The organism is Bacteroides sp. An19 (assembly GCF_002160215.1).
GTDB lineage: Bacteria > Bacteroidota > Bacteroidia > Bacteroidales > Bacteroidaceae > Phocaeicola > Phocaeicola intestinalis.
This window is the reverse complement of the sequence record NZ_NFKD01000003.1, coordinates 1-22,355: the sequence shown is the minus strand read 5'-3', so window position 1 is coordinate 22,355 and position 22,355 is coordinate 1. Positions and strand designations below refer to the sequence as shown.

Sequence of the window (22,355 nt, the reverse complement as noted above, 5' to 3'; positions counted from 1 at the left end):
AAACAACAACATGAATTTCTACATCAAGTCATTCCTTATCTTTACCCGCATCGGGATGTTCACCATCGGGGGCGGATATGCCATGGTGCCGCTCATCGAAGACGAACTAGTCGACAAACGGAAATGGATTACCCGCGAAGACTTCCTCGACCTGATGGCACTGGCACAAACCGTACCCGGCATCTTTGCCGTCAATATCGCCATTTTCATCGGCTACAAGTTACGAAAATTCTGGGGAGCTTTCTGGATGGCACTGGGCACCATCCTCCCTTCGTTCCTTGTTATCCTTGCCATTGCCCTTTTCTTCCAACAAATCAAACAATACCCTGCAGTGGAAAACGTGTTCAAGGGCATCCGCCCTGCTGTAGTGGCATTAATAGCTGCCCCCACGTTCAAGATGGCAAAGTCGGCACGTATTAACCGCTATAACGTGTGGATTCCCATTGTTTCCGCTCTTCTTATCTGGCTCTTGGGTTTTTCTCCCATTTATGTCATTATCCTAAGCGGACTGGGAGGATACATCTATGGGAGGTTAAAATCTAAACGTTGAAAATTAGAAGTTTGCATACACCGGCTCAAACATCAACCGTTCACTATTAATTATTAATTATTAATTATTAACTATTAATTATCCATATGCTTTTCCTGCAACTTTTTTACGCATTCTTCAAAATCGGACTTTTTGGATTCGGAGGCGGGTACGCCATGATATCCATGATACAAGGCGAAGTTGTGACCCGCCACGCCTGGCTCACATCGCCCGAGTTTACCGACATCATCGCCATCAGCCAAATGACTCCTGGTCCTATCGGCATCAACTCTGCCACTTATGTGGGGTATACGGCAGTAGTCAATGCAGGCTATTCGCACGCTTGGGGTATTTTAGGCTCTATTATCACGACTGGTGCCGTGGTGCTTCCTTCGTTTATCTTGATGGTCCTCATCAGCCGGTTCTTCCTGAAATACCAAAAACATCCTGCTGTGTCTTCCGTATTTAGTGGATTACGTCCGGGCGTAGTAGGACTGCTTGCTGCTGCCGCCCTCGTATTGATGAATGGAGAAAACTTCGGCACCGCCAATGTGCAAATCATCGTCAGCATCATCCTCTTCGTAACTGTCTTCATAGCCTCCTACCGCTTTAAGGCCAATCCCATCCTGCTGATTGTACTAAGCGGTATTGTGGGATATCTGGTTTATGGATAAAACAGAAGTTCCGGATAGCCCACATCAACCAGGAAAAGAGCATGTGCAGGCACGGAAGTCCCTGCACTACAACGGTCTTTTGCTTCTATCACCCGACGGAACCCGTCAAGGGTAAGTTTGCCCCTACCTACTTCGACTAGCGTACCTACCACCGCACGCACCATATTACGGAGGAAACGGTCTGCCTGAATAGTAAACACCCATTCATCTTCGCCCACCTGTTCCCAACCAGCTTGCATGATACGGCAATTATTAGTCTTCACATCAGTATGAAGCTTGCTGAAGCTCGTAAAATCGGTGTATTCGAAAAGAACAGATGCAGCCCGATTCATTGCCTCGAAGTCAAGCGACTGAAATACACGCCATGCATAATGCCGATGGAATGGATCCTTATTTGTGGTAATATGGTACTGATACCGCCGATAAGTGGCATCAAAACGGGCATGAGCCTCGTTTGTAACCCGACGCATCCGGTAAACCGCAATGTCAGGCGGAAGCAGGCGATTCAGCTTGTCCACCATCCGAAATATATCTACCGGAGCATCAAAATCAACATGTGCCACCATCAGACGAGCATGCACACCGGCATCGGTACGCCCGGCTCCAACCACTTCCACCGGACGGCGCATCAAGACAGACAAGGCTTTTTGCAATACTTCTTGTACACTCATGCCATTGGGTTGTACCTGCCAGCCGTGATAAGCTGTGCCGTCATATCCTAAATAAATGAAATAACGTACCATTTCCCTTATCTTGCCGTTATGTGAAAACATCCTTGACGCAACTCATACTTCACATAACACCGGTCTGCCTGACGTAAGTCACGAAGCACTTCCGACAATACCAGTTTCAAGGTATCTGCACCCACACCCTGCATGGGACGCCCCTCGGGATGCTCGACTTTAGCAAATCGTTTCCAACTGATATCGAACGTAGTACCATAAAAATGACATGAGTTGAGCGAAGCATTTCCGTTGGTACGACGTAAACGCTTCACGTCATCTTTGGTGCGCAACACCGAAGTCACAATAATTTTATTCGGATTCAACCCCTTCCGACCCAATGAGTCAAGAAAATTCATGCCTATAGTATCCAGCAAGGCACTAGCCTTCGGAACAAGAAAAGGAATTGAATGTGTCAATGAGTCCATATCATAATGCCCGCACGGAGCTATGTGGGTAAGACGTGACCCGACTTCATCTTCGGCCTCTTCACGCGAAGCAATGGGACGGATGCCGATACGCTTAGCTGAAGACAACTGCACATCATTCAGGTCATTGAAACTCCGTTTATAACTTACTACTCCACGGATGTTGTGCGGATTGTTCAGCACAATACTCCGGTCAGGCTCCATACAGCTTCCCAACACAACCAAAAAGCCCCCTATTATCAGGACTGTTCGCATGAAAGTTCGTATCATTTTCTTCTTTTTTAGTACAGATTTCACAAATCTAAACAATATGGCACAAAGATAACGAGATTCAACGAAACATCCGATGAAAAAAGAAAAGAAAATGCCCGATAAGAAGCGTTAGATTAAAAGGAATGATTAAATTTGCAGAAATTTAAATACGAACAAAGACTGAATGATAGAAAAGCATATTGTACTGGAGGACATTGACCCGGTTGTCTTTTATGGCGTCAATAACGCCAACATGCAGATGATTAAAGCATTGTTTCCAAAACTACGAATCGTAGCACGTGGAAATGTCATCAAGATTATGGGAGACGAAGAAGAAATGTGCGCTTTCGAAGAAGCTATCCTTGACTTGGAAAAGCATTGTGCACAATACAATTCGTTAAACGAAGAAACCATCCTCGATATCATCAAGGGAAACAAACCTGCGGTAGAAAAAACAGGGGATGCCATCGTATACAGCGTAACGGGAAAACCCATCACACCGCGGAGTACCAACCAGCTGAAGCTAGTCAAAGAGTTCGACAAGAACGACTTGATTTTTGCCATCGGTCCTGCCGGTTCAGGAAAAACCTATACCGCTATAGCACTGGCAGTACGTGCTTTGAAAAACAAGGAAATAAAAAAAATAGTCTTGAGCCGTCCGGCCGTAGAAGCGGGAGAAAAACTGGGATTCTTACCGGGTGACATGAAAGATAAAATCGATCCTTACCTGCAACCGCTATATGATGCATTGCAAGATATGATTCCTGCCGCCAAGCTCAAGGAGTATATGGACCTGAACATCATACAGATAGCCCCGCTGGCTTTTATGCGTGGACGTACACTGAACGATGCAGTGGTAATTCTGGATGAAGCCCAGAATACCACCACACAACAAATCAAAATGTTCCTTACACGTATGGGGATGAATACCAAGATGATTGTAACAGGTGATATGACGCAAATAGACTTGCCTTCACACCAGACTTCGGGACTGGTACAAGCCCTTAAGATTCTGAAAGGAGTGAAGGGCATCGGCTTTATCGAGCTGAACAAAAAAGACATCGTACGCCATAAACTGGTGACACGTATCGTGGAGGCATACGAAAAATTCGAAGAAGAGAACAAAGGCAACAAGGTGACAAGGTCCTGAACAGTCAAGATTATCTGAAAACCTTGCCCACTGAAAACTTGTCACCTAATTAAAAATATAATAAAATATAAAACTATGAGCAAAGCATTGACAAAAACCGATTTCCACTTTCCGGGACAAAAAAGTGTATATCACGGAAAAGTACGTGATGTGTACAACATCAATGATGAGAAACTGATTATGGTGGCAACCGACCGCATCTCCGCTTTCGACGTGGTTTTGCCCGAAGGTATCCCTTATAAAGGACAGATGCTGAACCAAATCGCAGCCAAATTTCTGGATGCTACCGCCGATATCTGCCCCAACTGGAAACTTGCTACTCCCGACCCCATGGTAACCGTAGGCGTATTGTGCCAAGGATTCCCCATTGAAATGATAGTGCGCGGCTATCTGTGCGGAAGTGCATGGCGTGCCTATAAGAGCGGTGTACGTGAAATTTGTGGCGTGCGTCTGCCCGAAAATATGCGTGAAAACGAAAAGTTTCCTCATCCCATCATCACCCCTACCACCAAGGCGGAAATGGGTATGCACGATGAAGACATCTCAAAAGAAGAAATCCTGGCACGTGGATTAGCTACTCCCGAAGAATATGACATACTGGAACGCTATACACTTGCCCTCTTTGAACGTGGTACACAAATCGCTGCCCAAAGAGGCCTGATACTGGTAGACACAAAATACGAATTCGGCAAACACAACGGTGAAATCTACCTGATGGATGAAATCCACACTCCAGACTCAAGCCGCTACTTCTACCTGGAAGGCTATCAGGAACGCTTCGAAAACGAAGAACCGCAACGCCAGCTCTCGAAAGAATTTGTCCGCGAATGGCTGATGGACAATGGCTTCCAAGGCAAAGAAGGACAAAAAGTGCCTGAAATGACTCCAGAGATAGTATCGTCCATCAGCGACCGTTACATCGAACTTTATGAGCACATCACCGGCGAACCTTTTGTCAAAGCCGATACCGACCATCTGAGCGAACGTATCGAAAAGAACGTGATGAATTATTTGATGGAATGATAAAAATGTGACAATGTAACAATGTGAGAATATGACAATGTGCTAATGAGAGAATGTGCTAATGTGGGAATATTTTTTCTATCAGCACATTATTCATTAGCACATTAAAAAACTCATTGGCACATTAGCACATTGTTCATTATAACAATTAGCACATTAAAAAAGCTCCTATGACCCATTATCCACAAGAGAAAATCAAGCCCTATAACGAAAGCGAAGGAAAAGCAGTACAGGTAGAAAAAATGTTCGACAACATCGCACCTGCTTATGACAAACTGAATCACCTGCTTTCTTTGGACATCGACAAAAGCTGGCGGCGTAAAGCCATCCGCCTGCTTAAACCCTACCGGCCGCAACACATCATGGATGTAGCTACCGGAACAGGAGACTTCGCCATCCAAGCCTACCGTATGCTCCAACCCGAAGAATTAATAGGAACCGACATCTCGGAAGGTATGATGAACATAGGACGCGAAAAAGTAAAACAAATGCATCTCGACAAGCAGATTTCTTTCGCCAAAGAAGACTGCACGACCCTTTCTTTTCCGGATAACCGCTTTGATGCCATTACCGTAGCTTTCGGCATACGTAACTTCGAGAATCTTGATAAAGGCCTGCAAGAGATGCACCGGGTACTGGTTCCCGAAGGGCATCTTGTAATTCTAGAATTGTCAGAACCTGAATGGTTCCCGATGAAGCAACTTTACTCCATCTATTCAAAAATCGTTATCCCTAATCTGGGGAAACTGTTTTCGAAAGACAACAGTGCCTATACCTACCTGCCCAACTCCATCAAGGCTTTCCCACAAGGAGAGGCAATGCAGGGAATTCTTTGCAAAGCAGGTTTCCGGGAAGTGAAATTCAAAAGATTGACTTTGGGCGTCTGCACGCTTTATTTTGCCACTAAATAATACTTTATAAATTTTATTCTATGAAAAAATTTGGTTTGATAGGCTATCCACTGGGACATTCTTTTTCCAAAAACTTCTTCAATGAGAAGTTCGCCTCAGAAAACATCGATGCACAATATGTTAACTTCGAAATACCCACCATTGACGAGTTTCCCAAAGTAACAGCAACCAATCCCGACCTTTGCGGATTGAATGTCACTATCCCTTACAAGGAAAAAGTCATCTCTTATCTCGACCATATAGACCCTGTAGCTGCCGAAATCGGTGCGGTCAACGTCATCAAGTTCGAATGGACAAAAGGCAAGCTGAGGCTGACAGGATACAATTCTGACGTCATCGGCTTTACGCGGTCAATAGAATCACTACTTGAATCCTACCATAAAAAAGCTCTCATCTTAGGTACAGGAGGTTCATCTAAAGCTATCAACTACGGTTTGAAGCAACTCGGGCTAGAAACACGATTCGTTTCCCGAAACCGACACGATGACCATACCATCACCTACAAGGAAATCACTCCCGAAATAATGGACGAATACAAAGTTATCGTCAATTGTACCCCTGTAGGTATGTATCCGCAAGCCGACCAATGTCCTGATATTCCTTACGAATGTCTTACCTCACGACACTTACTCTACGACCTCTTATACAACCCCGACACGACACTTTTTATGAAAAAAGGAAGTGATCAGGGAGCCGTGGTGAAAAACGGACTGGAAATGCTTTTGCTACAAGCATTCGGTTCATGGGAAATCTGGAACAAATGATTTTCCGCATCTACCAGAACAAGCCATTAATAACTAATAAACAGGTTGTGCAGTGAAAAAAAAGAAAATTCTTATCAGCGCCATAGTGGGAATCCTTGTATTGGCAGGTATCTTCATTGGAGCAGGCTTGTATATGCTTGACTTTTCCTTACGGCCTATTAACCGTGGGAAAGACATAAAAGGCTCAATGACTTACATACGCGAAACTTATCCACAAGTTGTGCCTTGGATAGACAGTCTGACACAATGCAATGCATTACGCGATACTTTTATCACTGCTCCCGATGGTATCCGCCTGCATGCATTCTATGCCTATTCTTCCAAACCTACGGCAAATACTGCAGTTATCATACACGGATATACAGATAATGCCATACGCATGTTTCATATCGGATACCTCTATAACCACTCGCTTGATTTCAATGTATTGTTGCCCGACCTGCGCTATTCCGGTTTGTCAGAAGGTGATGCGATCCAAATGGGGTGGCTTGACAGGAAAGACGTAATGCAATGGTTAAATGTAGCCCCCCACCTTTTTGGCGATTCTCTCCGTACTGTAGTTCACGGCATTTCAATGGGAGCAGCCACAACAATGATGCTTTCAGGCGAAGAGCTTCCGACTTACATTAAATGTTTTGTAGAAGATTGTGGCTATACCAGTGTATGGGACCAGTTTGAAAAAGAACTGCAAGGAATGTTTCACCTGCCTGCATTCCCCTTGCTGTATATCACCAGTTGGATATGCCAACTTCAGAACGGATGGAACTTTCACGAAGCTTCAGCACTAAATCAAGTGGAGAAATGTCACCTCCCGATGCTATTCATTCATGGTGGAAACGATGATTTCGTCCCTACCTATATGATATACAAGCTCTACGATGCTAAGCCTCAACCCAAATCCTTATGGGTTGTACCAGGAGTAGACCATGCACACTCCTACCGTGACTATCCTCAGACATATACAAAAAAAGTACAAGACTTTATAATGCCTTATCTTTCTCCTAAGCCTAGCAAATAAGTTGGTCTACACCTTTCATATTCCCCAATTAACGAATGTCCTCATTTAGCCAATCCGGCTGAATTGAAAACGCAGTAGTACTGCATTTGCCGATGAAGTTATATCCGTAAGCAGATGCAGTATATATTCAACCGCGTATGCAGTATATATTCATTTTTCAGAGGTATGTATCGATTGTTGGCGGCATTCATTTAATGACAAATTCTACATACCGGAAAAATAAAGAATCATCCTCTTCATTGGAGAAGATAACCCTTGTAGTAGCCATACGCCAGGTATCCCTAAAAAAATGGCATATGAAATGATCTCGCCATTTTCATATGCCATTCTTATAAAATAATCCTAACTTGCCGGGGTTGGGAATCAATTACCTTCTTCCCTACAACAACAATCATGCCATCGTACCACCCACAATATCAAGCAATTCATTGGTAATTGCCTGCTGACGGCTCTTATTATAAAGCAATGTAAGCTCTTGAAGCAAGTCATTGGCATTATCCGTAGCAATCTGCATCGCCATCGTACGTGCTGCATGTTCGGCTGCAGCCGAGTCAAGCAAAACGGTATAAATCTTCAGACGCAGTACCTTGGGTAATAGTTCCTGCATCACCCGTTCTGCCGAAGGTTCAATAATATAATCAGCCTCCATGTGGAATTTCCGCGTATTGTCTTCCCCTTCTTGATTTTTCTGCTCTGCAGACAAATCAAGCGGCAAATACGCCTCTTTGGTCAGAATCTGCGAAGATGAAGACTTAAAATGGTTGTACAGCAAGATGACCTCCTGAATTTCATCAGCTAAATAACGGTCAATAAGCTCCTCTGCCAAATCGGATGCTTCTTTGTAATTGGGCTTTCCACTCATGTGTTGATAGTCACCCATTGGAGTGTATCCCATCTTCTTGACAGCATCAGCCACTTTACGTCCTACCGGATAAATCAGGATATCATCCTTCCGCACTGCCTGAGCATATTCTGCTACCGTTTCCTGCAAATGGCGAATCACATTTGCATTGAATCCCCCGCACAAACTACTATTCGATGCAAACACGACAATCGCAATCTTCCTCACATCACGTTTCACAATGAAAGGCGACTCCACACTTTGTCCCGAACTTAAAAAATTAGTGAGCATATGGTGCAGTCTTCGTTCGTAAGGAAGCATATTTTCAATGTCGCCTTGCGCCTTATGGAGCTTGGCAGAGGCTACCATCTTCATCGCCGAAGTGATTTTCAGCGTCCCGTTGATGGAATTGATTCTTCCTTTTACTTCTTTCAGTGATGCCATGATGATTATTTGTCTTTAAATTGTCCTACAGTGTCTGCCGCTACTTTTTCGATGATTGTTGTCACCTCGTCATTGATTTTTCCACTTGCCAACACATCCAATACATCTTTTTGATAATTAGCACGCATCGTAGTAAGAAACGCATCCTGAAATGCGCGAACCTTATCAATAGGAATATCACGCATCAACGAGTGTGTTCCACAATACAAGATGGCAACCTGCTCGCCTACCGGCATCGGTGAATACTGAGGCTGGATAAGCAACTGGTTGTTCTTACGGCCACGGTCGATAGCCATGGCAGTAACGGGGTCCATATCACTACTGAATTTAGAGAAAGCCTCCAGTTCGCGATACTGAGCCTGGTCAATTTTCAACGTACCTGCCACTTTCTTCATACTCTTGACCTGTGCGCTACCACCGACACGGGATACAGAAATACCCACGTTGATGGCAGGTCGGAAGCCTTGGTTGAACAAGTCTGTTTCCAAGAATATCTGACCATCGGTAATAGAAATCACATTGGTAGGAATATAAGCCGAAACGTCGCCTGCCTGTGTCTCGATAATAGGCAACGCGGTAAGCGAACCACCCGCTTTCACCTTCCCTTTCAGGCTTGCAGGCAAATCGTTCATGGTTTCTGCCACCTCTTGCTGGCTGATAATCTTTGCCGCACGCTCCAACAGACGAGAATGCAGATAGAAAATATCGCCCGGATAGGCTTCACGGCCTGAAGGGCGGCGCAAAATCAAAGATACTTCACGATAAGCGACAGCCTGCTTTGACAAGTCATCGTAAACAACTAACGCATGACGGCCCGTATCGCGGAAATATTCACCGATAGCTGCACCTGCAAATGGTGCAAAATACTGCAAGGCTGCAGGATCGGATGCAGTAGCAGCTACCACAATCGTATAATCCATCGCACCTTTTTCGCGCAATACATTTACAAGGCTCGCAACAGTGGAACCTTTCTGACCTACTGCCACATAAATGCAATATACAGGATCTCCTGCTTCGTAATTATGACGCTGGTTGATAATAGTGTCGATGGCAATAGCTGTCTTACCTGTCTGACGGTCACCAATAATCAACTCACGCTGTCCACGTCCAATAGGAATCATGGCATCAATAGCTTTCAGACCTGTCTGTAACGGTTCAGTCACAGGCTGACGGAAAATTACTCCCGGTGCCTTGCGTTCCAAAGGCATTTCACAAGTATCTCCTCCTATTTCACCACGTCCGTCCAAAGGTACCCCTAACGGGTCGATAACACGTCCCAACATACCTTCTCCTACATTAATAGAGGCAATACGATTAGTCCGCTTAACGACCATCCCTTCTTTCACTTGATCGGTAGGTCCCAACAAGACGGCTCCGACATTGTCTTCCTCCAGATTCATCACGACTCCCATAAGTCCGTTCTCAAACTGGAGCAATTCATTGGCTTCAGCATTACGTAATCCGTAAATACGAGCCACGCCATCGCTCACCTGAAGCACGGTACCTACTTCATCGAATTTCAGAGAAGTGTCTATTCCTTGCAACTGCTGGAGTAACACTTCCGAAACTTCACTGGGTTTGATATTATTATTTTCTGGCATAAGCTTAATAAATTGAATATTAAGAATCAAAAATAGAAAGTTGGAGAAGCTCATGGCTTCTCCCCTTTCAAAATTCTCAATTCTATTAAATGATTCTCCTGTTTTTTGCTATAAACTGCTGTTTCACACGCTTTAACTGATTAGCCACACTGGCATCCATCCGATACCCGGCGACCTCTACGATATAACCACCAATCAGTTCAGAATCCACTTTCGTATCCAATTCAATAGTAGCATTATTGTTACTTTTTGACAAAGACTTTTTCAAGTAGTCTTCCAATTTGGGTGATGGCACAGCAGTCATTAACTTGCCGATGAGAATGTTTTTATCCTCACGATACAAATCAATGTACGACCAGGTCATGAACTGCAAGAATTTTTCTCTTTTTTCTTCTAATACCAGACTAAAGAAACGCATCAGCTCGTCGCTTACATTGGCTCCGCCAGCTGCTTCATGCAATAATTTCAGCTTTGTCTGGACATCCAATACAGGATTCTCCACTGCATGACGCAAATCGGCAACACGGTCAAAATAGGTAGCAAGTCTTTTCATTTCCTGATACACTTTGTCTTCCTTATTCACCGTCTTGGCATAAGCAAGCAATGCCTTTGCATAACGTCTGGAAACAACTCCCGTATTCATAACCTAATTATTTTTTTGAAGATTCAAGCATTTCATCCAGCATACGGTCTATCAAAGCATTTTGCTCTTTGGCATCAATAAGCTTGCTCCGCATAATCTTTTCAGCTATTTCGACTGAAAGCACAGCTACTTGACGACGAATATCGCGGATTGCACTTTCCTTTTCAGTCTCAATCTGCTTTTTCACTTCTGCCATCAGACGCTGGCCTTCAACTATAGCCTTATCTTGAGCATCTTTCACGATGCGGTCACGTGTGACGGCAGCCTCACTCAAGATGCGGTTTTGCTCTTCACGTGCCTGAGCCAAGATCTTTTCACCCTCAAGCTTCACGTTTGCCAATTGTTCATTGGCTTCACGTGCTGCTTTCAGCGAATTGTCAATATATGCTTTCCGGTCCTCTACTGCCTTAATGATTACGGGGAATCCATATTTCGCCAACAAAACGAAAACGACACCAAACGTAATAATCATCCAAAACACTAGCCCCGGATCCGGAGTTAATAATCCCATAAGCTACATTTTTTTTACAAGAACAATGTCAACAAGCAAACCACAATGGCGATAAGGGCAACACCTTCGACCAAAGCAGCAGCAATAATCATATTCATACGCAAATCACCAGATGCTTCCGGCTGACGAGCCATAGCTTCCATGGCAGCACCACCGATTTTACCGATACCGATACCTGCACCCAATACTGCGATACCTGCGCCGATAGCAGCGCCCAATTTACTAATGCCAACACCTGCAGCAGCCTGCAATAAAACTGATAATAACATAATTCTAAAAATTTAATTGGTTATACTTTTTAATTTATTGTCCTTTTTATTCATGATGTTCTTTCACTCTCGACAAACCGATAAACACCGCCGAAAGCATCGTGAACACATACGCTTGGATGAATGCGACCAAAAGTTCAAGTGCATTCATAAAAATACCGAATGCCACAGCGACAACCGTCATCGAACCATTGATGACAGCACCGGCCTTAACTGTGATGAAAATGATAGCAATCAAACTCAACAAAGCAGCATGCCCCGCCATCATATTGGCGAAAAGACGAATCATCAAGGCAAACGGTTTAGTGAATATACCGAAGAATTCAATCAACGGCATCATAGGAATGGGGACTTTCAGCCATGTAGGAACCTCAGGCCAAAAAATCTCTTTCCAATATGCCTTTGTACCAAAAATATTGGTAAAAAGGAAAGTACATATTGCCAGCACCATAGTAATAGCAATATTACCAGTCACTGTAGCACCTCCTGGGAATATTGGAATCAATCCCATCAGATTATTCACCAGCACAAAGAAGAAAGCAGTCAGCAAATAAGGAGCATAGCGTTTGTAATCCTCCCCTATACAACCTTTGATCACATCATTGTATATGGACATTACTGTCGCTTCAACCATTCCCACACCACCCTTTGGGGCACCTTGTTCCAAAGCATGTTTTTTATACCAACGTGCACAACTTAACATAATCACTACCAATAAGGCACTGTTGATGAATAAGCCTAGCACATTTTTAGTAATGGAAATGTCAATGGGTCTCACCTCTTCGCCAGCAGCATTCCTCTCCACTATCTTGCCGTCATAAGCTCCTCCTTCGGCTATGTACAGACCTTCATATTCTTTTCCTTCCGCAAGATGGGAAGAACAAAACACATGCCAGCCCGTACTGCTTTTCACAATGACTGGGAGCGGAATGGTGAGATGTGTATCACCTACTGTGACCACGTGCCACTCGTAAGCATCACCGATATGCCCGAAAATAAGTTCGTTCACATCTATATCTTCTTCACCGCCGGTCTCCGCCCTCAGCGTCATTGTCGGAATTGCCGACAACAGCAGCAGCGTCAATACTATGTACCGTATTCTTTTCATTTTTTACTTGTTTACTTAATTTCAGTTTCGCTTCAAAGCGAAGGAAGAAACGGGTCTCGAAAACCAGAAACGCAAAATAATAAAAGACAAAAGCCGCCACAAAAGCCACTACGTCTTCTTTTATCACGAATCCATAGGAAACCAGTATCAAAGCACTTAATATCAATTTCAGCACTTTACATATCAGGTAAGTCATTGCTATCTTGTCCGTTCCTAATTCATAACCGAATGCGAACATAAAGATGTATAAAAAACCAAACAGATAAAAGAACACAGGGATAATCGGAAACCAAACAAAGTACCACGTTGGAATAACGAAATGAAAAATCAATCCCATTCCTGCTGTAAGAACAATGCTTGCCACAGTAAGCTCCTCTATGAATTTCTTCTTTACGGTCTTCAAATACATTTTGCCAATACAGCTTTAACTTTGCTACATCTCTCTTTTTCAGAGTTCAGCGCAAACTGATATCTGATTGTCTCTGACTTCTACGAATCCACCCTTAATTTGCAAGGACTGCGATTCTGTCCCAGTCGTATACTTCACTTCTCCAGCCATCAACGATGAAATCAGCGGCGCATGATTCACCAACACTTGGAACTCTCCAAGTTCTCCTGGTAAAACAGCCATATCTACTTTTCCCTCGAAAATAGTACGTTCAGGTGAAGCGATAACCAGATGAAGTTCTTTCATTAGTCATTCATTTTTAAGTTTGTCAGTCCTTCAGCTTATTTGTTTTTTACTTACAGTTTCTATAGCCTAGCTCACTATAGAATAAAAAAACAAAAAACTTAAAACCAAAATCCTTATCCTTTCGCTGCCGCAAGCAATTTCTCGCCTTTCTTGATAGCATCTTCAATCGTTCCCACATTCAAGAATGCCTGTTCAGGCAAGTAATCTACCTCACCATCCAGAATCATCTTGAAACCTTTAATCGTATCTTCAATGGAAACCATTACACCCGGTACACCAGTAAACTGTTCGGCAACAGCAAACGGCTGTGACAAGAAACGCTGTACACGACGCGCACGATTCACGGTCAGACGATCTTCATCAGATAATTCATCCATACCCAAAATAGAAATGATGTCTTGCAATTCCTTATTACGCTGCAGAATCTGTTTTACACGTTGGGCAGTCTCATAATGTTCTTTCCCCACAATCAACGGATCCAAGATACGTGAAGTAGAATCCAACGGGTCTACAGCCGGATATATTCCTAACTCCGTAATCTTACGGCTCAACACCGTTGTGGCATCCAAGTGTGTAAAAGTTGTAGCAGGTGCCGGGTCCGTCAAGTCATCAGCAGGCACATACACCGCTTGCACAGAAGTGATGGAGCCATTCTTGGTAGAAGTGATTCGTTCCTGCATCTGTCCCATTTCAGTAGCCAGCGTAGGCTGATAACCCACAGCCGAAGGCATACGTCCCAACAAAGCAGATACCTCAGAACCAGCCTGAGTGAAACGGAAAATGTTATCGATGAAGAACAAGATATCACGGGGACCGTTTTCACCCGTTTCACGGTCACGGAAAGACTCTGCAAGCGTCAGACCAGACAAAGCCACAGACTGACGTGCACCAGGAGGCTCATTCATCTGGCCAAACACCATGGATACCTGTGACTTCTCCACTTCCTTGTAATCCACCTTCGACAAGTCCCAATTTCCTTCTTCCATACTCTTCAGAAACTCATCACCATAGCGGATAACCCCAGATTCAATCATTTCTCTCAACAAGTCATTACCTTCACGCGTACGTTCACCTACACCGGCAAAGACAGAGAAACCATTGTGTTTCTTGGCAATGTTGTTAATCAACTCTTTGATAAGCACGGTCTTTCCTACACCCGCACCACCAAACAAACCAATTTTACCTCCTTTTAAATAAGGCTCCAAAAGGTCGATAACTTTAATACCTGTAAAAAGAACTTCTTGTGATGTAGCCAGGTCTTCGAACTTAGGCGGCTCACGGTGAATCGGGAAACCATCTTTTTTATCCAGTTCCGTCATACCGTCAATCGCATCACCTACGACATTCATCACACGTCCTTTAATCTGATTTCCTACCGGCATAGAAATCGGATGACCGGCAGGTACGACTTCCATTCCACGCTTCAATCCGTCCGTACTGTCCATGGCAACGCAACGTACGGTATCCTCACCGATATGTTGCTGCACTTCGATTACCAGCGTACGCCCATCGTTACGAACGATAGTCAACGCATCGTGGATTTTCGGCAAGGATTTTTCCACATCCTGTCCTTCTTCCAATTTGAAGTACACATCGACCACCGGACCGATGACCTGCGAAATGTGTCCAACGATTTTTGACATAAGCTTTACTCTTTTTATTATAGATTCAATATTCTGTGTTACCTGAAACAAGTTTTACAATTGTTCAATGTTTGACCAAATCATCTATGCAAATTTAAATAAATATCTTATAAACCTGTCATTCTACATAACATTTTTTTATAAAAAAACCACTTTTCCCACCTAACGTGAAACAAGATATTAACATGACTGTCATTACAGCTTACTTTTTAAACAATTATTCACAGAAAAAGTTCTGAAAACGGTATCGTGTGCGAGAACGACAAATTTATCCGACAATCGTAGCTACCACTCTGCGCGCCCCACCATAATCCCTGAACTCGCATAAATAAATACCTTGCCAAGTACCCAAATTCATATGTCCATCCGTAATGGGAATAGTCAGTGACACCCCCGTCAAACTACATTTGGCATGACTGGGCATGTCATCCGAACCTTCATCAGTATGAGTGTAATAAGGCTGATTTTCCTTCACTAAATCATTATAAATACATTCCATGTCATTTCGCACGCTGGGATCATAATTTTCATTGATGCTCAATGCACAACTGGTATGTTTTACAAACAAATGTAACAGACCTTTTTCTGGAAGTACAGGCAAATGGCTTGCAACCTCCTGAGTAATCAAATGAAATCCTCTTCTTCGAGGTTTCAACGAAAATTCAACTTGCTCAATCATAAGTCACTTACTTTTTATGCATCCAAATCCCGTCCACCTTCCGACGGACCATAACTATATTCAAGACAGACACCAGTAAAAAGACACACGCTCCCGTCAACAAAGCCGGCAACAGACTTTCATTTCCCGCATCAGGAAGCAACGAAGTTATCACAGGCAAATAAGTTCCGCGTATCCCTATTACGATAGCTATGCCCAGCAACAACACAGACAGATTCAGCACAACAGCCAACATTTGATAGGGTCTTGCCACCTGCGCCGGACTATAACCTATCAACAACAATGTTTCCAGCTTTCGCATATTTTTCTGCAACAACAGATAAATACTAAGTATCAAAATATAGAAAGACAAAACGCTTATCAACAAACCGACAGACAAAACCACCCCGACAATCAATTTCAAAAACCAAACTGTCTTTCCAGCTTCCAGTTCGTTCCCTTCCATCTCATAGCCTTTGCGCTGGACAAACTGCACGATGCGTTCATCGGCTGGATTACCCACCTCAACAATCAATCGTGAAGGCTCAGCCTCAACTCCTGTGCTGAAACGTGCATTTGCCCAACGTATAAAAGATTCAGGTACCAATATTGTATTCAACCTACTGGAAAAACCTACGATATGACCTTTCATTTGCTCGGTTTTCCCATTCCCGACCAAACGGATATCCAAATTTACCATACCGATAATCCCTTCAGACAACTGAGGCAAATTCCGACTTTGCGCAAACCCGAAATTATACAAGTTCAAATAATTACGAGGAATGATGATAGGAATGACATTCGACTCGGGATTGAATTTCCATTCCTCCGACTGCACATCGACATACGCATCTGGAACCGATTCAAAAAACAAATCGGTAGACATCTTGATGCCTTGCAACCCCATTCCAGCCATCACTTTAAATTGAGAAGGTAAAAAACTACCCACACGCTTCACGAATGGCTGTTCTTCTATCTCTGCAATATCTCCAGCTGAAAATGTGGTCTGCTTGCCTACAATTGTACCTAACGTACTTACTTTCTTACTTATAATGATATAGTCACCTTTCAAAAAACTGTTTTCCTGAGTGAACATAGGCAAAACATCCCGATAAAACTGTACAGCAAGCAACACGATTACCATTCCACACACGTTTGCCAATGAAAAACCCAGTAATTGAGAAAGGCTGATATGCTGCTTCAATAACTTCCAAATCATATTTTTATAATGAACATTTTATGATTAAACTACAATGACAACACCCTATCGTATTCCAAAGGCAAATGTTTACCAATGGACGTCACCACCGCCCCTGCACCACGTTTACCGATTTCTTCACAAAGTATATCTGCCATCACTTTGCTGTTTCCATCGTCAAGGTGACTGATTGGTTCATCCAAGAAAATAAAGTCAAACGGTTGGCACAAGGCACGAACAAACGCCACACGTTGCTGCTGCCCAAATGACATGCGGCTTACCTTTTGCTCTTTTTTTCCATCAATCCCCAAACGCAAAAGCCACTCGTCAACCTGTTTCCGCGAAGCATAGCGGGTCAATGCATTCTTCAACCGGATATTCTCGATTGCGCTCAATTCTCCGAACAACCTCATTTCCTGAAAAAGCATACTCAACGAACGTTTTCGCAAATCCACCCATTCACGCACCGAAAAACTGCGCACATTACGCCCGTCAAAAGTAATGATACCCTGATAATCTTTCCGATACCCATAAATAAAACTACAAAGAGAAGATTTACCTGTACCCGAAGCTGCCTCCAGCAGATAAATCTTCCCTTTTTGAAAGGTTATCTGCCGATGCCATACATCTGAGATAACCATATCCTTGCCGGCAAATACTTCCGGCAACGTTTGTTGCAACTCTATTGTTTCCATTGTCTTCCATTCTTTATTCTTCCATTCGGGAACGATACCCATTGCTCTGACAAATACCGTCCCGAACGCATGAATCACACTTTAATTTATCGAACTCAACAGCACACGGAGAATATTTTGCTTCTTGTCTTTCATTATCAGTTCCATCCGTGACTTTTCCGCATCAACCGATTCAATGACAAGGTAATCCAACCCCTTCACAAACCTGAGCGCCTCCATTTCAGGACGGTCTGGAAATGATTGCCCAATTTCCAGCAACACAGCAAGGTTCATTGCATAAAAACAACGTTTTCCCTTCACTTCCTTCCCCCACGGGCAATCACGCAAAGAGAGTCCTTCCACAGATGCATCTACCAACCGGGAATCATTGGTAAAATAAAACTTTCCGTCAGAGACCCCAAACCAGAAAGACAAACTTCCAGGACGCATGCCAAGCATACTGCCATCCATCATCCAAAATTCGTATGCAGAAGTTCCACGGTTTATCAGTTTCATCTGCCCGCCTGTCAGCAAGAGCAAAGGTTTCAAGTCCTCGAATGTCTGAAGAAAGCCATTATCTGTCACATCAGCATACGCAATAAACTTATTCGCCAGCAAATCACCCGCAATTGCCATATCTCCTTTCAATGCACTGAATATGGCCTCAAAATCGACAGGCATCATCGAATTTTCCAACTGGTTATTGAACACTGGATGCTCTTTCAACATTTCATACGCCTTCTTTCCATCCACATTCACCGATAACCAGAAGCTCGTATTGGCAGGGAAAAAATCCAAATACTTGCCCGTCACCTTCCCGAACACTTGCATTTGCCTGTCTTTCATCTGCTTCATCACAGGATCCGTTGTCAGGTCAGTAAAGTCAACGGTCATCTTCCCTTCTCCAAAAGTAACCTCCGCCATACATTTCACATCCTTCATCTTCATGTCACCGGAAATACCCATCATCATCGGAGTCACGTAACGTCCGGGAATCAAATCAAGCGTTCCCAAAGCTATGACATCTCCATTCCCACTCTTCATCCTCGCAAAATCCGAAGTGGCACGATAACCTTCTTTCTCGCCTTGGCGCAACAACATCGAAGCAGTATGCAACAGATCTTGCGGTGCACCTCCATTAGGGTCGGCCAGCAACAGTAATGCATCTGACGTGTAGGCCGCAAGCACATTTCCCATAACCGCCCACGAACAACCATTCTCTTCCATCGGCATTGAACAAATCTGTTGCTTGCTCAAAGCCTTGAATAACTCTTCCAGCTTCCCCTCGTCAGACACACGTGCCAACATCCCGGCCGAAATAGATTGCGATTCCATAAAAAAATAAAGATTCCTGCGAAAATCAATACCACTTTCCGAAGGGTTTTCAATTATCTTGTCTATTAATTGCCCGGAGCCTTGCATACCACTTTTCAATGCATCTCCCAGCCTTTGCACAGCGTTTTTTCCTGTTTCTCCCGACAATCCGCTTTTATCGACAATAGACACGGGATTGACGGATATCACCAAAGCAGCGTCTTCGGGCAAAGCAGATTCATATTCATTTCCGCCTGTACAAGACACCATCATCCCCACAAGCATCGTCCAACAGGCCATCCAGACACTTATTGTCTTCTTCTGTATCATAACATTTATATATTAAAAAATTTATTATTAATGTCCGCATCTACCCCCATCTAACTAAGTTGAAAACGCAATAGTACTGCATTGGCAGATGAAGTATATATCCATAGGCGGATGAAGTATATATTCAATCGCACATGCAGTATATATTCATTTTTCAGGGGTACATATTGGCTGTTTGCAGACATTCATTTTATTATTTATTCATTCACATGTGCCAAGTTCATCAAATGCACCGATACCAATGCCGCCGTCTCCGTCCGCAGCCTTGACTTTCCCAGGCTTACCGGCTGGAAGCCGAAAGATTCCGCCAGCTTTACTTCTTCCGGACTAAAGTCACCTTCAGGCCCCACCAGTACCACTGCTCCAGCTTCCGGATTCAGCACGTTCCTTAACAAAGGCTTTTCTCCCTCATAACAATGAGCTATGAATTTTTGCCCCGGAAAGTCCTTACACACGAACTTGGCAAAATCTACCATTCCATTCACCAAGGGTTTCCGTGCTTTTAGCGACTGCTTGACTGCGGATATCACAATTTTCTCAATACGCTCATTCTTCACCACTTTACGTTCCGAAAAACGGCAATTCAAAAATGTCAGTTCATCAAAACCAATCTCGGTAGCCTTCTCCACAAACCACTCCGTACGGTCTATGTTCTTCGTAGGAGCCATGGCAAGATGCAAATGTCCTGTCCAAAGCGGTTCCTGAGCAATGGTTTCAATAACCTTTACACGGCACCGCTTCCCGGCAATGCCATCTATCAAAGCCTTGTAGAAAAACCCCTTTCCATCGGTCAACAAGACTTCATCTCCCACGGTAAGCCGCAGCACACGCAGACAATGAGCCGCCTCTTCTTCGGGCAACTCCGCTTTAGTCCTTATGTCAGGCGTATAAAATGTATGCATAATTCCTCCCTGTATTAGTTTTTATTGTTTTCTTCATTTTCCCGTTTGCGGATTTCATCCCGCAATTGCGACGCGCGTTCATAATCTTCACACTGAACCGCCTCATCCATCGCCCTTTTCAGCATATCAATATCTACCGAGTTGATTGACATCGTATAGCTGGAACCGTCCGAAGAAATATTGCGCAAATGTTCTTTTTCCAAAATATCTTCGTATACATAAAGCGGGAAACCTGCCCGCAATGACAACACAATGGCATCCGACGTACGCGCATCTACTACATCCACTTCCCCATCGGCTCTCCTTATATATAAATAGGTGGAATATATTCCATTCTTCACTTGATAAATAACCCCTTTCAGACATTGCAGACGACCAACTGCCATCACATTCAACAACAAGTCGTGCGTAAACGGACGTGGCGGCCTATAGTGCATTTCCGCCATTTTGATGCCCTGCGCTTCAACCGCCCCGATAATCAATGCCAGTTTCCGTTCCTCTCCCCCAACTTCTTCCAAAACCAACGCAAACGAATCTGACGGTTTCAAGACCGATGACATATCCAGAATCTTCAGTTCAACCTCTTTCATTCCTTCACGTGTTTATATTTAAAGACGATGGCAAACAAGATTGCCACCACCAATGCGTATGCAGCAAAAACAAACCAAGCACGGCTCCATCCCTCTACCTGAGGAAGCGAACTGTTGAAGTCGACAAAACGATTGACCACCGCCTGCGCACTCAGCGTACCGATGGTAGCTCCCAAGCCATTGGTCATGATAATGAACAGCCCCTGCGCGCTGGAACGCACATCCACATCCGTTTCTTTGTCGACAAACAAAGAGCCAGACACGTTGAAAAAATCGAAAGCCACACCATACACAATCATCGAAAGGATAAACATCCACACACCTTCACCCGGATTTCCAAAACCGAACAAGCCAAAGCGCAATACCCACGCCACCATTGCGATAAGCATCACCTTCTTGATACCGAAACGACTCAGGAAAAAAGGTATCAGCAGGATACAGCACGTCTCGCTAATCTGCGACAAGGAAATAAGTAAATTGGCATGCTGAACGCCGAACGTATCAGCATACTCAGGAATAGCACTGAAACTCGTAATATACGGATTGGCAAAACCATTGGTAATCTGCAAAGAAACTCCCAGCAACATGGAAAATATAAAAAAAACAGCCATCTTGCGCCGGCGGAACAACAGGAAAGCTTTCAACCCCAATGCCTCAGCCAATGATTTCGTACCTCCACCGCCACGATTTACCGGACAAGCAGGAAGTGTGTTGGCATAAATAGCAAGCAGAACACCCCAACCAGCACAAACAAAGAACTGCATATAATTGGATTGGAATCCCCACAAATCCACCAGCCACATAGAACAAATGAAGCCAATCGTGCCACACGTACGAATGGGTGGAAAAGCCTTGATAGTATCCAGCCCTGCGCGGTCAAGGGCGGAATAAGCTACTGAATTCGACAATGCCAATGTAGGCATATAAAATGCCACACTCATTGAATAAAAAGCAAACAGAACAGGAAACGAAACCTGGTCGCCTGCCGTCAAGCCATAATAACCTGCACCCGCCATAAACAGAGCAGCCAGCAAATGACTCAGCCCCAAAAGCCGCTGGGCAGGCACCCAACGGTCGGCTATGATACCCAAAATCGCCGGCATGAACAAGGAAACGATACCTTGCATAGCATAAAATATCCCGATGTGACCTCCCAGCCCAATTCCTGCCAGATACGTCCCCATCGAAGTCAAGTAAGCCCCCCACACAGCAAATTGCAGGAAGTTCATCACTATCAATCGAACTTTGACATTCATATTCGCTTCATTTAATCATATATATTCCAAATAAAAAACAATGAAACAAATATACGGAAAGATTATGACTTTACAAATTGTGAAACAAGAAAATAAGAAGCTGTTTTGAATTTCTCCAAAAAGTTTTTCTTGGCTTGATGTATCCGTTTTCGTGTGTGCTTTGGGCGATTTTTTGGTCCTTTTCGCTCCTGTTCTTCGTCAGATAGCC

Annotated in this window: 25 protein-coding genes; 7 read left to right on the top strand and 18 right to left on the bottom strand. The window is 43.9% G+C overall.

From position 1 onward, the window contains the following. The first annotated feature begins 10 nt into the window (after positions 1-10). Both B5F25_RS01950 and B5F25_RS01945 read left to right on the top strand, forming a co-directional pair. Positions 11-550: a chromate transporter gene (locus tag B5F25_RS01950; protein WP_087247256.1), complete on the top strand. Its 540-nt coding sequence runs from the start codon at positions 11-13 to the stop codon at positions 548-550. 86 nt (positions 551-636) lie between these two features. After that, on the top strand, positions 637-1,203 hold the full coding sequence (locus B5F25_RS01945) for a chromate transporter (RefSeq protein ID WP_022040743.1): 567 nt from the start codon (positions 637-639) through the stop codon (positions 1,201-1,203). On the opposite strand, the gene truA is transcribed toward B5F25_RS01945, so the two are convergent. Both truA and B5F25_RS01935 read right to left on the bottom strand, forming a co-directional pair. Then, positions 1,194-1,946, bottom strand: coding sequence for a tRNA pseudouridine(38-40) synthase TruA (gene truA, locus B5F25_RS01940; RefSeq protein WP_022040744.1), 753 nt, complete (start codon positions 1,944-1,946; stop codon positions 1,194-1,196). The genes B5F25_RS01945 and truA overlap by 10 nt on opposite strands. Before the next feature lie 5 nt (positions 1,947-1,951). Next, positions 1,952-2,608: a DUF5715 family protein gene (locus tag B5F25_RS01935; protein ID WP_087208826.1), complete on the bottom strand. Its 657-nt coding sequence runs from the start codon at positions 2,606-2,608 to the stop codon at positions 1,952-1,954. 181 nt (positions 2,609-2,789) lie between these two features. On the opposite strand from B5F25_RS01935, the gene B5F25_RS01930 reads away from it, so the two are divergent. The 5 genes from B5F25_RS01930 (at position 2,790) to B5F25_RS01910 (ending at position 7,471) form a co-directional block, all read left to right on the top strand. Continuing rightward, positions 2,790-3,755, top strand: a complete 966-nt coding sequence (locus B5F25_RS01930) for a PhoH family protein (RefSeq protein ID WP_022040746.1) — start codon at positions 2,790-2,792, stop codon at positions 3,753-3,755. Positions 3,756-3,830: 75 nt separating this feature from the next. Further along, positions 3,831-4,778, top strand: coding sequence for a phosphoribosylaminoimidazolesuccinocarboxamide synthase (locus B5F25_RS01925; protein WP_087247254.1), 948 nt, complete (start codon positions 3,831-3,833; stop codon positions 4,776-4,778). Positions 4,779-4,948: 170 nt separating this feature from the next. Further along, on the top strand, positions 4,949-5,689 hold the full coding sequence (gene ubiE, locus B5F25_RS01920; protein WP_087247252.1) for a bifunctional demethylmenaquinone methyltransferase/2-methoxy-6-polyprenyl-1,4-benzoquinol methylase UbiE: 741 nt from the start codon (positions 4,949-4,951) through the stop codon (positions 5,687-5,689). 20 nt (positions 5,690-5,709) lie between these two features. Continuing rightward, positions 5,710-6,453, top strand: a complete 744-nt coding sequence (locus tag B5F25_RS01915; RefSeq protein WP_022040749.1) for a shikimate dehydrogenase — start codon at positions 5,710-5,712, stop codon at positions 6,451-6,453. 52 nt (positions 6,454-6,505) lie between these two features. Further along, positions 6,506-7,471 (top strand): alpha/beta hydrolase, encoded by a 966-nt coding sequence (locus B5F25_RS01910; RefSeq protein WP_087247250.1) that lies wholly within the window; start codon positions 6,506-6,508, stop codon positions 7,469-7,471. A gap of 391 nt (positions 7,472-7,862) precedes the next feature. Here B5F25_RS01910 and B5F25_RS01905 read toward each other — a convergent pair whose 3' ends face one another. From B5F25_RS01905 to B5F25_RS01830, 16 genes are all read right to left on the bottom strand, one after another. Continuing rightward, positions 7,863-8,756: a F0F1 ATP synthase subunit gamma gene (locus tag B5F25_RS01905; protein WP_087247248.1), complete on the bottom strand. Its 894-nt coding sequence runs from the start codon at positions 8,754-8,756 to the stop codon at positions 7,863-7,865. A 5-nt stretch (positions 8,757-8,761) separates the two neighbouring features. Beyond that, complete coding sequence (gene atpA / locus B5F25_RS01900; RefSeq protein ID WP_087247353.1) at positions 8,762-10,357, bottom strand: F0F1 ATP synthase subunit alpha; 1,596 nt, start codon at positions 10,355-10,357, stop codon at positions 8,762-8,764. A gap of 85 nt (positions 10,358-10,442) precedes the next feature. Continuing rightward, entirely contained in the window at positions 10,443-11,000 is a 558-nt protein-coding gene (locus B5F25_RS01895) for a F0F1 ATP synthase subunit delta (protein ID WP_087208807.1), read from the bottom strand. Positions 11,001-11,007: 7 nt separating this feature from the next. Continuing rightward, the gene (atpF, locus tag B5F25_RS01890; RefSeq protein ID WP_022040754.1) at positions 11,008-11,511 is read right to left on the bottom strand and encodes a F0F1 ATP synthase subunit B; all 504 of its coding nucleotides are present in this window, start codon (positions 11,509-11,511) and stop codon (positions 11,008-11,010) included. A 14-nt stretch (positions 11,512-11,525) separates the two neighbouring features. Then, entirely contained in the window at positions 11,526-11,780 is a 255-nt protein-coding gene (gene atpE, locus B5F25_RS01885) for an ATP synthase F0 subunit C (protein ID WP_013616285.1), read from the bottom strand. 46 nt (positions 11,781-11,826) lie between these two features. Then, a complete protein-coding gene (gene atpB, locus B5F25_RS01880; RefSeq protein ID WP_204247027.1) occupies positions 11,827-12,888 on the bottom strand; it encodes a F0F1 ATP synthase subunit A in 1,062 nt (353 codons plus the stop codon). Beyond that, positions 12,803-13,297, bottom strand: a complete 495-nt coding sequence (locus B5F25_RS01875) for a hypothetical protein (RefSeq protein WP_022040756.1) — start codon at positions 13,295-13,297, stop codon at positions 12,803-12,805. The genes atpB and B5F25_RS01875 overlap by 86 nt, the downstream gene beginning before the upstream one ends. A gap of 39 nt (positions 13,298-13,336) precedes the next feature. Beyond that, the gene (locus B5F25_RS01870; RefSeq protein ID WP_022040757.1) at positions 13,337-13,582 is read right to left on the bottom strand and encodes an ATPase F1 complex delta/epsilon subunit; all 246 of its coding nucleotides are present in this window, start codon (positions 13,580-13,582) and stop codon (positions 13,337-13,339) included. Between the two features lie 113 nt (positions 13,583-13,695). Continuing rightward, positions 13,696-15,225, bottom strand: a complete 1,530-nt coding sequence (gene atpD, locus B5F25_RS01865; RefSeq protein WP_087208809.1) for a F0F1 ATP synthase subunit beta — start codon at positions 15,223-15,225, stop codon at positions 13,696-13,698. Positions 15,226-15,493: 268 nt separating this feature from the next. Further along, on the bottom strand, positions 15,494-15,904 hold the full coding sequence (locus B5F25_RS01860) for a secondary thiamine-phosphate synthase enzyme YjbQ (RefSeq protein ID WP_022040760.1): 411 nt from the start codon (positions 15,902-15,904) through the stop codon (positions 15,494-15,496). Positions 15,905-15,911: 7 nt separating this feature from the next. After that, positions 15,912-17,102 (bottom strand): hypothetical protein, encoded by a 1,191-nt coding sequence (locus tag B5F25_RS01855; protein WP_022040761.1) that lies wholly within the window; start codon positions 17,100-17,102, stop codon positions 15,912-15,914. A gap of 29 nt (positions 17,103-17,131) precedes the next feature. Continuing rightward, on the bottom strand, positions 17,132-17,776 hold the full coding sequence (locus tag B5F25_RS01850) for an ATP-binding cassette domain-containing protein (RefSeq protein WP_087208830.1): 645 nt from the start codon (positions 17,774-17,776) through the stop codon (positions 17,132-17,134). An 81-nt stretch (positions 17,777-17,857) separates the two neighbouring features. Further along, positions 17,858-19,399, bottom strand: coding sequence for a DUF4836 family protein (locus B5F25_RS01845; protein ID WP_087247246.1), 1,542 nt, complete (start codon positions 19,397-19,399; stop codon positions 17,858-17,860). A 197-nt stretch (positions 19,400-19,596) separates the two neighbouring features. Continuing rightward, positions 19,597-20,301: a 16S rRNA (uracil(1498)-N(3))-methyltransferase gene (locus tag B5F25_RS01840; protein ID WP_087208812.1), complete on the bottom strand. Its 705-nt coding sequence runs from the start codon at positions 20,299-20,301 to the stop codon at positions 19,597-19,599. 14 nt (positions 20,302-20,315) lie between these two features. Next, complete coding sequence (locus B5F25_RS01835) at positions 20,316-20,891, bottom strand: bifunctional nuclease family protein (protein WP_087247244.1); 576 nt, start codon at positions 20,889-20,891, stop codon at positions 20,316-20,318. Further along, a complete protein-coding gene (locus B5F25_RS01830) occupies positions 20,888-22,147 on the bottom strand; it encodes an MFS transporter (protein WP_087247242.1) in 1,260 nt (419 codons plus the stop codon). Before B5F25_RS01830 ends, B5F25_RS01835 begins: the two co-directional genes overlap by 4 nt. Between the last annotated feature and the right edge of the window lie 208 nt (positions 22,148-22,355).